Origin of the sequence: Streptacidiphilus sp. PB12-B1b (assembly GCF_014084125.1) — a bacterium.
Classification (GTDB): Bacteria; Actinomycetota; Actinomycetes; order Streptomycetales; family Streptomycetaceae; genus Streptacidiphilus.
The window spans coordinates 1078956-1091785 of the sequence record NZ_CP048405.1 but is presented as its reverse complement, the minus strand read 5'-3'; the positions used below and the strand labels follow the sequence as shown (position 1 = coordinate 1091785).

8 protein-coding genes are annotated in these 12830 nt (G+C 76.4%); 2 read left to right on the top strand and 6 right to left on the bottom strand.

Annotation, left to right across the window (positions count from 1 at the left end):
- Positions 1 to 35: 35 nt before the first annotated feature.
- Together GXW83_RS05065 and GXW83_RS05060 are read right to left on the bottom strand one after the other, a co-directional pair.
- Positions 36 to 3446, bottom strand: a complete 3411-nt coding sequence (locus GXW83_RS05065; protein ID WP_225446764.1) for an ATP-dependent DNA helicase — start codon at positions 3444 to 3446, stop codon at positions 36 to 38.
- Between the two features lie 166 nt (positions 3447 to 3612).
- A complete protein-coding gene (locus GXW83_RS05060) occupies positions 3613 to 4047 on the bottom strand; it encodes an MGMT family protein (RefSeq protein WP_370466558.1) in 435 nt (144 codons plus the stop codon).
- Positions 4048 to 4212: 165 nt separating this feature from the next.
- Between GXW83_RS05060 and GXW83_RS05055 the strand changes: the two genes are divergently transcribed.
- On the top strand, positions 4213 to 6828 hold the full coding sequence (locus GXW83_RS05055; RefSeq protein ID WP_182441700.1) for a lysylphosphatidylglycerol synthase transmembrane domain-containing protein: 2616 nt from the start codon (positions 4213 to 4215) through the stop codon (positions 6826 to 6828).
- Between the two features lie 85 nt (positions 6829 to 6913).
- Here GXW83_RS05055 and moeZ read toward each other — a convergent pair whose 3' ends face one another.
- The 4 genes from moeZ to GXW83_RS05035 all read right to left on the bottom strand — a co-directional run bounded on the left by moeZ (position 6914) and on the right by GXW83_RS05035 (position 11865).
- Positions 6914 to 8092, bottom strand: coding sequence for an adenylyltransferase/sulfurtransferase MoeZ (gene moeZ / locus GXW83_RS05050; protein WP_182441699.1), 1179 nt, complete (start codon positions 8090 to 8092; stop codon positions 6914 to 6916).
- A gap of 127 nt (positions 8093 to 8219) precedes the next feature.
- Entirely contained in the window at positions 8220 to 9131 is a 912-nt protein-coding gene (locus tag GXW83_RS05045) for an NAD(P)-dependent oxidoreductase (RefSeq protein ID WP_182441698.1), read from the bottom strand.
- Positions 9128 to 10261 (bottom strand): hypothetical protein, encoded by a 1134-nt coding sequence (locus tag GXW83_RS05040; RefSeq protein WP_182441697.1) that lies wholly within the window; start codon positions 10259 to 10261, stop codon positions 9128 to 9130. The genes GXW83_RS05045 and GXW83_RS05040 overlap by 4 nt, the downstream gene beginning before the upstream one ends.
- Entirely contained in the window at positions 10258 to 11865 is a 1608-nt protein-coding gene (locus GXW83_RS05035) for a DUF3492 domain-containing protein (RefSeq protein WP_182441696.1), read from the bottom strand. Before GXW83_RS05035 ends, GXW83_RS05040 begins: the two co-directional genes overlap by 4 nt.
- Before the next feature lie 387 nt (positions 11866 to 12252).
- Here GXW83_RS05035 and GXW83_RS05030 point away from each other — a divergent pair, with 387 nt between their 5' ends.
- A complete protein-coding gene (locus GXW83_RS05030) occupies positions 12253 to 12780 on the top strand; it encodes a hypothetical protein (RefSeq protein WP_182441695.1) in 528 nt (175 codons plus the stop codon).
- The last annotated feature ends 50 nt before the right edge of the window (positions 12781 to 12830 follow it).

Sequence of the window (12830 nt, the reverse complement as noted above, 5' to 3'; positions counted from 1 at the left end):
CCACCGCTCCCGCCCGGCCCCCTTCCGGGGCAGGGCTACTCGACGACCTGGCGGCCCTCCGGCTGCCCGGAGCAGCTGCGCCGGAACGAGCAGTGGTCGCAGGCCGGGCCGACGGTCGGCACGAAGCGCTCGTTCACCACCCGGTCGGCGGCCTCGGCCAGCAGCCCCTCGATCCAGCCCGGGTCCTCGCCCAGCGCCGGCTGCGGCTGGACCTTCGGCTCGTCCTCGCGCTCCCGGCCCGCGGGCTGGCGCAGCTGCACCAGCTCCGCGCCGCCGGGCTCCGGGCGCTCCCCGGCGAAGGCGTCCAGGCCGTCGACCGCGCCCGCGCGCACCGCCAGCTGGTAGACGCCCAGCTGCGGATGGGCCGCCAGCTCCGCGGAGGAGACCACCCGCTTGCCGGTCTTGAAGTCCACCACATAGGCCGCGCCGGTGGCCCCGTCCCGCTCGACCCGGTCCATGCTGCCGCGGATCCGCACCGCGTGGTCGCCGACCTTCAGCTCCACCTCGAACGGGTGCTCGGTGGCGGCCGGGGTGCGGCCCCGCTCATGGGCGTGCCACCGCAGGAAGCGCTCCAGCGCGGCCCTGGCCTCGCCCTTCTCCTGCTCGGACTTCCACGGCGCGTCGAAGGCCAGCGCGTCCCAGACCGTGTCCAGCCGCTCCATCAGCACGCCCAGATCGGCCGGGGTGCGGCCGGAGCCGACCTCGTCCGCGAGCACGTGCACCACGTTGCCGAAGCCCTGCGCCCCGCTGGAGGGGCTCTGCGCCCACACCTCCCGGCCCAGGAACCACTGCAGCGCGCAGGAGTCCAGCTGCTCCAGGGCGCTGCCGGACAGCTGCAGCGGCCCGGCCGGGTCGCGGACCGGGACGCTGTTCTCGGTCGCGTCCGCCATCCCCCACCAGCGCTGCGGATGCGCGGCGGGCACCAGCGGCAGGCCGTCCTCGTCGGTGAGCGCGGCCAGCCGGGTCAGCCGCTCCGCCGCCGCCTCCCGCAGCCCCGGCCCGGCCTGGGGGTCGACGCTGACCGCCCGCAGCTCGGCCACGAGCGCGGCCACCGCCAGCGGCCGGCGCGGGCGGTGCGTGACGTCCTCGACCCGGACGTCCGGCACCCGGGTGCCGTCCGGACGCTCCTGGTACAGCTCGCGCAGGAAGCGCGAGGGCTCGTCGCCGTCGTCCGCCGGGGCCTTCACCGCGGTGACGATCAGCCGCTCCCGGGCGCGGGTGACGGCCACGTAGAACAACCGCCGCTCCTCGGCCAGCAGCGCGCCCGGGCTGAGCGGCTCGGCCAGGCCGTCCCGGCCGATCCGGTCGGCCTCCAGCAGCGAACCGCGCCGCCGCAGGTCGGGCCACAGGCCCTCCTGCACCCCGGCGACCACCACCAGCCGCCACTCCAGGCCCTTGGAGCGGTGCGCGGTCAGCAGCCGCACCGCGTCCGGGCGCACGGTCCGGCCGGAGAGGGTGTCCGCGGCGATGTCCTGCTGCTCCAGCTCGGCCAGGAAGTTCAGGGCGTCCCGGGGCCCGCGCAGCCGCTCGCCGGAGCGGGCGGCGGTCTCGAACAGCGCGCAGACCGCGTCCAGATCCCGGTCGGCGTTGCGTCCGGCGGTGCCCGGGCGCAGCGCCGCCGACTCCAACCGCAGCCGCCACCGCTCCGAGCCGTCCCACAGCGCCCACAGCGCCTCCTCGGCGGACGCCTCGCCCGCCAGCGACTCCCTGACCTTGCGCAGCAGCTGCCCGAGGTGGTGCGCCCGGCGGGCCGCCGGGCCGTCCAGGGTGACCAGCCGCTCCGGCTCGGCCAGGGCCTCGCGCAGCAGCTGGTCGGCGGGCCGCACCGGGCGCTGCCGCTCCGGCGGGAGGGTGCGCAGGGCGGTCCGCTCGTCCTCGCGCAGCTCCCGGCCCAGCCGACGCAGATCGGCCCCGTCCAGGCCGCCGAGCGGCCCGGTGAGCAGTTGCAGGGCCAGCTCGGCGGTCAGCGGGTCCTCGGCCCCGGGGCCGTCCTCGGCCGCCGAGCGGCGCCGGTCGTACGCGGCGCCGTGCGCGCACACCCGCAACGCGGTGAGCAGCGGGGCGACGGCGGGCTCGGCGTGCAGCGGCAGGTCGTCGCCGTCCACCTCCAGCGGCACCCCGGCCGCGCCCAGCGCCCGGCGGAACCCGGGGATGGACCGGGCCCCGGCCCGGACCAGCACCGCCATCTCGCCCCAGGGCACGCCCTCCTCCAGGTGCGCGCGGCGCAGCAGGTCGGCGATGTTGTCCACCTCGGAGCCGGGCGTCGGGTAGGTGTAGACCTCGGCCCGGCCGGACTCCCGGGACGGGACCAGCTGCCGGTGCTGTGCCAGGGCGGCGGCCGGGAGCCGGCCCATGGGCATCCGCCGGGTGACCGCGCGGGAGGCCGCCAGCAGCAGCGAGCCGGCCCGGCGGGACACCCGCAGCACCTTCACCGGCGCGGGCGTGCCGTCCGGCCGCGGGAAGTCCTGCGGGAAGCCGAGGATGCCGTTGATGTCGGCGCCCCGGAACGCGTAGATGGACTGGTCCGGATCGCCCATGGCGACCAGCTCCCGGCCGTCCCCGGCCAGCGCCCGCAGCAGCCGGACCTGCGCCGGGTCGGTGTCCTGGTACTCGTCGACGAAGACCACCCGGTACCGGCGCCGCAGCTGCGCGCTGACCTCGGGCCGCTCGGCCAGCAGCACCGCCCGGTGCACCAGCTCCGAGTAGTCCAGCACGCCCTGGGCGTCGAGCACGTCCAGGTACTCGGCCAGGAACTCGGCGGCGGCGCCCCAGTCCGGGCGGCCGACCCGGGCGGCGAAGCGCCGCAGCTCGTCCTCGCCCAGGCCCAGCTCGCGGGCGCGGGCCAGCACCGCGCGCACCTCGTCGGCGAAGCCGCGGGTGGTCAGGCAGGCCCGCAGCTCGTCCGGCCAGCGGATGCCGCGCCCGGCCCGGGCGTCCTCGGCGCCGCCCGCGAGCAGCTCGCGGACCAGCACGTCCTGCTCGGGGCCGGAGAGCAGCCGGACCGGGTCGGCGAACAGGTCGGCGTCCTGGTGGGCCCGGACCAGGGCGTAGCAGAAGGAGTGGAAGGTGGTGGCCTGCGGCACGCCGCCCGGGCCCGCAGCCGCTCCGGCGCGCTCCCCTCCGGCGGGGGCCGCTGCGGCGGAGGCGGGGTGGGCGGCCCGGGCGGTCATCCGGTCCCGCAGCTCCACCGCGGCCTTGCGGCTGAAGGTCAGCACCAGGATCTGCTCGGCCGGGACGCCCTCGGCGATCCGCGCCGTCACCGCCTCCACCAGGGTGGTGGTCTTGCCCGTGCCCGGGCCGGCGAGCACCAGCAGCGGCCCGCCCCGGTGGTCCACGACGGCCTGCTGGTAGGCGTCGAGGACGGGCGGGGCGGGGGCCGCGAGCGGGTCGCGCACCAGGCGGTACGCGCTGCCGCGTACGCCGGGGGCGGCGGGCTGCGAGGTCATGGGCACGGTCCAGGGGAAGTACATCGGGCAGGCACGGACGACGGCACACACGACACCGTCTGCCGCGAGCCTACGATCCTCCCCCGTCAACCCCGTCGCTGTCCCCGGTTCACGTGAATCCCGGCGGCCCCTCCCGGAGCGCGCCGGACCCCGCCGGGGCGGGCCGTCAGCGGCCGTCCCAGCGGGCCCGGGCCAGGTCCACCCGGGGCAGGTCCTCGGCCGCGGCCGAGGAGCGCGCGGGCCCCCGGCCGCGCACCGTGCGCAGCGGAGTGCCCTCCGCCCGGTACTGCTCCAGCGCACGCAGCTCGTGTCCGGGCAGCAGCGCGCCGTCCGCGCGCACCACCCGCCACCAGGGCACCGAGCCGCCGTACAGCGCCATCACCCGCCCCACCTGGCGCGGGCCGCCCACCCGTCGCCCGGCCCCCTTCCCCGGGGGAACCGCCTCGCCCTCCTCCCCCGCCAGGTACTCGGCCACGTCGCCGTAGGTCATCACCCGCCCCGCGGGGATGCGCTCCGTCAGTTCCAGCACCAGCTCGGCGAAGGGCGGCAGCGAACCCGGGATCTCGTCAGCGCTCACCCTCGGCATTGTGTCCCATCCCACTGACACGACCGGGTGGTCCGGTCACGGAACCTCCTCGCCCACCCGGGCGGGGGAATGTAGCATCCGCCGAGGGTCGGCGCGGTGCCCACCTGGTAACGACGCTCCTCCCCAGCCCATGCCACCCTTGAGGGGGCGACACCAGGCGACCAGAAGGCAAACACCACGATGACCGGATCGAACGCGAACGCCGACCAGGCGGCGGGCGTGTCCGAGGCCGTGCCAAGCGGTGGCGCCGAGCCGCTGATCCCCCCCGAACCCCGCGTCGACCTGGTCAAGCACCCGCGCACCCCGCTCCCGCCCGAGACCCGCACCAGCGCGCACGTCTCCGTGGACGAGCCGCTGCTGGCCGCCCGGGTGCACCGCCCGGCCGACCTGATCCGGGTGCTGCTCGGCATCGTCGGCATCGCGGCCGTGCTGGTGCTCGCCAGCATCGCCCAGCACTCCACCAAGGGCCTGCAGACCGACATCGCCTCCGGCGCGACCAAGGTCCCCAGCTTCCTGAGCACCATCATGGGGTTCGTCTCCACCGCGGCCGTGCTCATCGTGCCGCTGGCCTTCGCCGTGGAACGCCTGATCAAACGGGACGGGCTGCGGGTCGCCGACGGCGTGCTGGCGGCGGTGCTGGCCCACGGCGTCTCGCTCGCCGCCGACCTGTGGGTGGTCAAGGGCGCGCCGCTGGTGATCACCTACGCGCTGACCCAGCGGCTGCCGGGCGACACCCTGACCGATCCGGTGCAGAGCTACCTCACCCCGGTCATCGCCTACATGACGGCCGTGGGCATGGCCAGCCGACCACGATGGCGGGTCGCGCTGTGGGGCGTCGTCCTGCTCGACTCCATCTCCGAACTGATCAGCGGCCACACCACGCCGCTGTCCATCGCGGTAACCATCCTGCTGGGCCTCACCGTCGCCTACGGCACGCTCTACGCGGTGGGCACCCCCAACGTCCGCCCCACCGGCGAGCACCTGCTCACGGGGCTGCGCAAGGTCGGCTTCGCGCCGGTCAGCGCCCACCGCTCGCCGGACGGCCCGGAGGGCACCCGGCGCTACCTGATCATCCAGGAGGGCGGCTCCCCGCTCGACGTCCACGTCATCGACCGCGAGCAGCAGGCGTCCGGCTTCTTCTACCGGATGTGGCGCCGGCTCCAGCTGCGCACCGTCGCCGTCCGCTCCAGCCCGCAGTCGCTGCGCCAGGCCCTGGAGCAGGAGGCGCTGATCGCCTACGCGGTGAACGCCGCCGGGGCGCACTCGCCGCACCTGCTGGCCACCTCGGAGCTGGGCCCGGACGCGGTCATCCTGGTCTACGAGCGGATCGAGGGGCGCTCCCTCGACAGCGTGGACACCACCGACCTCACCGACGAGGTCCTCGCCGACGTCTGGGGCTCGGTCCGGGCCCTGCACGACCGGCGGATCGCCCACCGGCGGCTGACCGGCGAGTCCATCCTGGTCACCGCCGACAACCGGAGCTGCCTGGTCAACCTGGCCGGCGGGGACATCGCCTCCGGCGACCTGACGCTGCGGATGGACATCGCGCAGCTGCTCACCACCCTGGCGCTGCGGGTCGGCCCGGAGCGCGCCGTGGCCTCCGCCAACGCCGCGCTCGGCGCCGACCGGACCGCCAGCGCGCTGCCGCTGCTGCAACCGGTCGGGCTGAACCGCTCCACCCGGCAGTCGCTCAAGCAGTACAACCGGGCCCGCAAGGCCGAGGCGGACGCGCTCCACGCCGAGCAGCTCAAGTCCGGCGTCCGGGTCGAGGACGCGCTGCTGGAGCCGCCGGTCGCGCAGGACCTGCTGTCGCAGATCCGCGAGCAGATCCTGGAGATCGTCCCGCAGGCCGTGGTGGCCCCGGCCAACCTGCAACGGCTCAAGCCCCGGACCCTGGTCACCGTCATCGCCGGGGCCTTCGCCGGCTACCTGCTGCTGACCCAGATCGCCGCCAACAACCCGGTCACCGCACTGTCCCGGGCCGACCTGGTCTGGGTGCTGCTGGCGGTGGCCGCCTCGGTGCTCAGCTACGTGGGCGCGGCGATGAGCCTGGCCGGCTTCGTCCCGGAGCAGCTGCCGTTCTGGCGCACCTTCCTGGCGCAGGTGGCCGGCTCCTTCGTGAAGCTGGTGGCCCCGGCGGCCGTCGGCGGGGTGGCGCTGAACGCGCGCTTCCTCCAGCGCGCCGGGGTGCGGCCTGGGCAGGCCGTGGCCAGCGTCGGGGCCTCGCAGCTGGTCGGCCTGGGCATGCACATCCTGCTGCTGCTGGGCTTCGGCTTCGTCGCCGGGACCGGCAGCAGCTCCGACATCCCCTCCTCGCGCACGGTCATCGCCGGGCTGCTGGTGGCCGCCGTACTGGTGCTGGTGGCGGCGGCGATCCCGCCGCTGCGGCGCTGGCTGACCGCGCAGGTGCGCTCGCTGTTCCTCGGGGTGGTGCCGCGAATGCTGGACCTGCTGCGTTCGCCGTCCAAGCTGGCCACCGGCTTCGGCGGGATCGTGCTGGTCTCGGTGGCCTTCGTGGCCTGCCTGGACGCCAGCATCCGGGCGCTGGGCGGGTCGCTGCCGTTCGCCACGGTCGCCGTGGTCTACCTGGCCGGGAACGCGGCCGGTTCGGCGGTGCCGGTGCCCGGCGGCATCGGCCCGATCGAGCTGGCGCTGACCGGTCTGCTCACCGGCGCGGGGCTGCCGCTGGCGGTGGCCACCCCGGCCGTGGTGCTGTTCCGGGTGCTGACCTTCTGGTTCCCGGTGCTGCCGGGCTGGGTCTCGTTCACCTATCTCCAGCGCAAGAAGGCGCTGTGAGCCCGGGGAGCCCCGGGGAGCGGACGGACGAGGGCGCGCCACCCGCGGGTGACGCGCCCTCGCCGCTGCTGCCCGATCGGTCGGTTTAGTAGACCGGCTTCTGCGGCTCGATCTGGTTGACCCAGCCGATGACGCCGCCGCCGACGTGCACCGCGTCGGAGAAGCCGGCCGAGTGCAGCACGGCCAGCACCTCGGCCGAGCGGACGCCGGACTTGCAGTGCACCACGATCTTCTTGTCCTGCGGCATCCGCTCCAGGGCGTCGCCCATCAGGAACTCGCCCTTGGGGATGAGCACCGCGCCCGGGATGTTGACGATCTCGTACTCGCCGGGCTCGCGGACGTCGACCAGGAAGATGTCCTCCTCGTCGTCCTGCCACTGCTTCAGCTGCTTGGGCGTGATGGTCGAGCCCACCGCCGCCGCCTGGGCCTCGTCGCTGACGACGCCGCAGAACGCCTCGTAGTCGACCAGGTCGGTGACGGTCGGGTTGGCGCCGCACAGCGCGCAGTCCGGGTCCTTGCGGACCTTGACCTGGCGGTACTGCATCTCCAGGGCGTCGTAGATCATCAGTCGGCCGACCAGCGGCTCGCCGATGCCGGTGAGCAGCTTGATGGCCTCGGTGACCTGGATCGAGCCGATGGAGGCGCAGAGCACGCCGAGCACGCCGCCCTCGGCGCAGGAGGGCACCATGCCGGGCGGCGGGGCCTCCGGGTACAGGCAGCGGTAGCAGGGGCCGTGGTCGGCCCAGAAGACGCTGGCCTGGCCGTCGAAGCGGTAGATCGAGCCCCACACGTAGGGCTTGCCGAGCAGCACCGCGGCGTCGTTCACCAGGTACCGGGTGGCGAAGTTGTCGGTGCCGTCGACGATCAGGTCGTACTGGGCGAAGATCCCCTTGACGTTGTCGACGTCCAGGCGCTCCTCGTGCAGGACCACCGTGACATAGGGGTTGATCTCCTTGACCGAGTCCCGGGCGGACTCGGCCTTGGAGCGGCCGATGTCGGACTGGCCGTGGATGATCTGGCGCTGGAGGTTGGACTCGTCGACGGTGTCGAACTCGACGATGCCGAGCGTGCCGACACCGGCCGCGGCGAGGTACATCAGGGCGGGAGAGCCCAGGCCGCCGGCGCCCACGCACAGCACCTTGGCGTTCTTCAGCCGCTTCTGCCCGGCCATCCCGACGTCCGGGATGATCAGGTGGCGGGAGTACCTGCGGACCTCGTCCACACTCAGCTCAGCGGCCGGCTCGACCAGGGGTGGCAGCGACACGGGGGGACTCCGGTGGTCGGTTTTCTGAACGGTTCTCCGGCCAACAGTGCCACGCCGCCCGGTATTCCAGCGCCCCGGGTCCGAGGTGCGAGACGGCCGCTGAGACGCGGCGGACCCGCCGGGGGCGTCAGACCCGACAGGCGGTCTCGGTCCAGATGTCGGCCAGGGACTCCTCCAGCGGCACCCGGGGACGCCAGCCCAGGCGCTCGCGGGCGGTGCGGATGTCGGCCTGCCGCCACAGCACCTCGCCGGGGCGGTCGGTGCCGTCCGCGCCGGGGATCGGACTGCGGGCCTCCTCCAGCAGCCGGCCCTCGAAGCCGGAGGCGCGGACCAGCAGGTGCGCCGCGTCGCGCAGCCGCACGCCGGTGCCGCCGCCGATGTTGATCACCCCGGTGGCGGCCGAGACCGCCGCCGACTGGACCGCCCGGGCGACGTCCCGGACGTCCACGAAGTCCCGGAACGCCGACAGGTCGGCGGCGCGCACCTGCGGCTCGCCGCGCTCCAGCGCCCGGCGCAGCCCCTCCGACAGCCGGCCGAACAGCGAACCTGCCGGGACGCCGGGGCCGACCACGTCGAAGATCCGCAGGACCACCGCGTCCAGCCCGGAGGAGAGCGCCAGCTCCGTCCCGGCCAGCTTGGTCACGCCGTAGGGGCCGAGCGGGCGCGGGTCGGCGGTCTCCGGGGTGGCCGTGCCGATCGGCACCGCGCCGTACTCGGCGGCCGAGCCGACGTGGACCAGCCGAGCCGGGTCGTGGCTGCGGCGGATCGCCTCGCAGACGGTGGCCACCGCCTGGGTGTTGGCCCGGACCAGGTCCCGGGGGCTGCCGTAGGTGGCCCCGGCGCAGTTGACCACGACCCGGGGCATGACCGCGTCCAGGAAGCGGGCGAGCGCGCCGGGACTGCCCGAGGCGAGGTCGAACCGGATGTCGGCGGTGTCCCGCCGACCGAGCACGGTCACCTGCAACTCCGGGTCGACGAAGAGGCGGTCGGCGACGCGGCGGCCGATGAATCCATCGGCGCCCAGCAGCAGCACCCTCATGAGGTGGTCCTTCCTTGGGCGGACCCGGGGCGGGTCCGCGATGTTCCAGAAACCAGCGGGAATTCGGAGACGCCGCGGTCCTCGGATCGGTGCGATTCGGGCCGATGTGACTCGGACCGGTGCGATTCGGGCCGGTGCGACTCGGGTCGCAGCAGGACCGCCCAGGCGTACGGCAGCAGCAGCGCCGCGGTGGCACCGCAGCCCCACAGCAGCGCCGGGGCCGGCCCGGGTATCCCGGCTGCGCCCGGACGGTCGGTCAGCGCGGCCGCCACGCCCACCGCGGACAGGCAGCACAGCAGCGCGGCCAGGGCGTCCCGGTGCCGACCGCAGCGCCAGAGCAGCAGCACGAGCAGCAGCAGCAGGCCGGTGCAGCCCTGGGCGGCCCAGGCGGTGCCGCCGGCTCCGGCGACGGCCTCGGCCACGCCGCCGCCTGCGGCCCGGCGGCGGGCCAGGGCCAGCGCGGCGAAGGTGGTCGCGGACAGCGCGCTCAGGTACAGCCCGACGGCGACCGGCAGCACCGGCCGCATCCGCTCGCCGAACTCGGCCCGGGAGCGGGCGGTGTCCAGGTGGCCCCAGCCGATGTGGCGGAACCACCGGGCGCACCACTCGGCCGCGCCGGTGCCGCAGGCCAGCGCGGCGGCCATGACCGGATCGGCCCCGGGAGCGGCCGTGGCCGACGCGAGCAGCACGGCCAGGCCGAGCGCGTAGCCGAGCCGGGCCGGGAGCGAGCACCCCCGCCCGGCGGTGACGGCGACGGCGACCGCGAACAGCCCGGCGGCCAGGCCCAGGGCGGCCGCCGGGCCGGGCCCGGCGCCCGGCCACAGGGTGCGCCCGGCGGCCCACAGCGCCAGGCCGGGCAGCAGGTGGAGCACGGCGGTCAGGGCGGACGGCAGGGCCCGGCGGCGCCACGGGTCGGCCGGCAGCGGCGGCCGCAGTGCGGCCGGGCGGCGCGGAACGCGGGCGTACAGCTCCTCGGCGAGCGAGAAGACGTCGGCGTGCCGGTAGCGCCCGGCCGTGCCCGGGCCGATGCCGGCGGCCTCCAGCTCGGCGGCGATCTCCAGCGGGTGCACGGCCGCCTCGCAGCAGACGAGGTGGCGCTCGCGCAGGGCGTGCACCGGATCGGCGGTCATCCGGCACCCGCTTCCACCGGCACGGCCTCGCGCGCCCGGGCCGGAGCGGCTCCGGCCGCGACCCAGTAGTCGGCGGGGCGGCCGAAGGGCTGCCGGGCTGCGGCGACCGTGTCCGGCCGCACCGCCGCGGGGCCGGGCCAGCCGGACACCAGCTCCAGGTACAGCGAGCGGAAGGCGGTCGCGGCGGGCTCGACCGCGTACAGCTCCTGGGCCCGCAGCCGGCCGGCGTTGCCGAGCCGGGAGCGCCGCTCCGGATCCGCCAGCAGCGCCGCGCAGGCCGCCGCGAGGGCGCGCGGATCCTCCGCCGGGACCAGCAGCCCGGTCGGTCCGACGACCTCCCTGGCTGCGCCGACGTCGGTGGCGACCACCGGCCGCCCGCTGAGCATGGCCTCGGCCAGCTGCCTGGGCGGCGCGCCGTTGGCGCCGGAGAAGACCAGCACCCCGGCCTGCCGGTGGACCGCCCCGGGCTGCGCCGAGGCGTCCTCGAACACCACGGCCCCGGGGTGCTGCGGGGCGACCAGCCGGGCCAGCTCGCGGCAGCCCTCGGCGTAGCGGGCGGCCCCGGGCGGGATCTCGCCGTGGATCCGCAGGACCGCCTCCGGCAGCTGTCGGCGCAGCTCGGCGAAGGCCCGCAGCATCGTCCCCAGGCCGCCGTACGGCGCTATCGGGCCGGACCAGGCCAGGGTGGGCACCGGCGGCTCGGCGCCCGCGGCCGGTCTGTCGGCGGTGCCGGTGCCCTCGTAGACGACCCGGATGGCGGCCGGGTCGGCGCCGCAGTGGATCTGCCAGCGGCGGTCGTAGGCGCTGCCGGGGGTGATCAGCCCGGCCTGGCGGTAGCCCTCGCGGGCCAGCAGCCGGAAGAAGGCCAGCAGCAGCGCCCGCACCGGCCAGCGGTACGGGGCCGTGCGGTAGCCGCGGGCCCGCTCCCGCAGGTGCAGGCTGTGCTCGGTGATGATCAGCGGTATGCCGTGCTCGTGCCTGGCCAGCAGGCCCGGGAGCACGGCCAGGCCGCCGTCGACGGCATGGCAGACGTCCGCCGAGGCCAGGCCGTCCGGCCCGTACCAGGGGGCGGAGAGCGGGCGCAGGCAGCGCTCCAGCAGGTCGACGGCGACCAGGGCGTCCCGGACCAGGGGCTCGCCGACCGAGCCGGGGCCGACCGTGCCGCGCGCCCCCGGCGTCCGCCAGGCGGCCTCGACGGTGTCCAGCGCCGCGCCGGAGCGCAGCAGCGCGGGCAGGCCGCCGCCGCGCGCCGACTCGGCCAGGGCGTACAGGGCGGGGCCGAAGCCGTCCGCGCCGCCCGGCTCGACCAGCGCGCCGACCAGGGCGCGGTAGGCGGCCAGCGCCCGGCGGCGGCGCGGGCCGTGCAGCCCGCCGCCGAGCCGGGCCCCGGCCTGGCGGCCGAGCAGTCCGCCGCCGGAGCCGCTGTGCCGCAGCGCGACCAACCGGGCGGGCAGCGGCTCCGGGACCGGGTCGCGCCGGGTGGCGCCGAGCGCGTACAGCTCGAACTGGTGCTCGGGGAGGCCCCGGGTCAGCCGATCGCACCAACCGCCTTCGGCACTCCTGGCAGTGGGGAAGGCACTCTCGGTGAGCAGAGCGATGCGCATGGAGACCTCCAGGGACGGTGCGATGCGGACAAGTGCGAGGCGGACGGCGGTGCGTGCGGGCACGGCCGTGGAGCCGGGCGGTGCCCGGCGGACGGCGCGGCATGGGGCCGCCGCCCGGCAGGCGGCGGTATGGCCGGGCCGGGGGCTCCCCCGAAGCAGGCCCCGACGTCTGTTCGGCCCGGCGAGACGAAACTACGACCGGGCACTGACAGTCAGTCGGCCGTACGGGCGGCTACCACCCGAAGGAGTGAAGCGGAGAAACCCCCCGCCTCCTGCGGCGTTACCGGCCCTCCGGCGCCGGGCGGTGACCCCGCCGCGCCTCGCTCGTTCCCCCTCAGGGACCTGACGCGGGCCGACCGGCCCGCCCTCCCGCTCCGGAGGTGCACCATGCCCGACCCGCTCCGACCGCGCGCCGCACTGCTCCTGCTGTGCGCGGGGCTGTGCCTCACCGCGCTGCTGGCCGGCTGCGCCGCGGGCGCGGGCGTGCGGACGCAGGGGCTGCGGACGCACGGGGTGTGGCGGAGCCGCCCGGTGCAGGGCGCGCCCGCCGCCCAGGGGAGGCCGTCGCCACGGGTGCTGCCCGCGCAGCCCGCGCCGGTGCGGATGCTGGCCGTGGCCTACGGCCCGGCACAGGCGCCCGCCACTGCCGCCCGGACCGCTCCGGCGGCGGTCCGCCGACCGGCCCCGGCACCGGGGCGCCCGGCGGCGCCGGTCGGTCGGCAGTCGGCCCGCCGGGCCCGGCAGCCGCGAGCCCCGCAGGCCGCGCCGGTCGACCCGCCCTCGGCGCGTCGCCTGCCGATCGGGTCTTCCGCGCCGCGACCCGCCGCGGTGGACGTCTGCCGGCTCGGCGCACGCTACGGCGGCTGGCCCGCAGGCAGCCCCGAGGCAGCCACCTGCCGCTCGGTCTACGGCTGAGGCGCTGCGGATGCGGCGCTACGGCTGAAGCGCTAGGGGTGCGGCGCGGC

Coding starts and splice junctions, on each gene's coding strand:
- GXW83_RS05065 (WP_225446764.1), bottom strand. CDS start 3,446: ATGACCTCGCAGCCCGCCGCCCCCGGCGTACGCGGCAGCGCGTACCGC.
- GXW83_RS05055 (WP_182441700.1), top strand. CDS start 4,213: ATGACCGGATCGAACGCGAACGCCGACCAGGCGGCGGGCGTGTCCGAG.
- GXW83_RS05045 (WP_182441698.1), bottom strand. CDS start 9,131: ATGAGGGTGCTGCTGCTGGGCGCCGATGGATTCATCGGCCGCCGCGTC.
- GXW83_RS05040 (WP_182441697.1), bottom strand. CDS start 10,261: ATGACCGCCGATCCGGTGCACGCCCTGCGCGAGCGCCACCTCGTCTGC.
- GXW83_RS05035 (WP_182441696.1), bottom strand. CDS start 11,865: ATGCGCATCGCTCTGCTCACCGAGAGTGCCTTCCCCACTGCCAGGAGT.
- GXW83_RS05030 (WP_182441695.1), top strand. CDS start 12,253: ATGCCCGACCCGCTCCGACCGCGCGCCGCACTGCTCCTGCTGTGCGCG.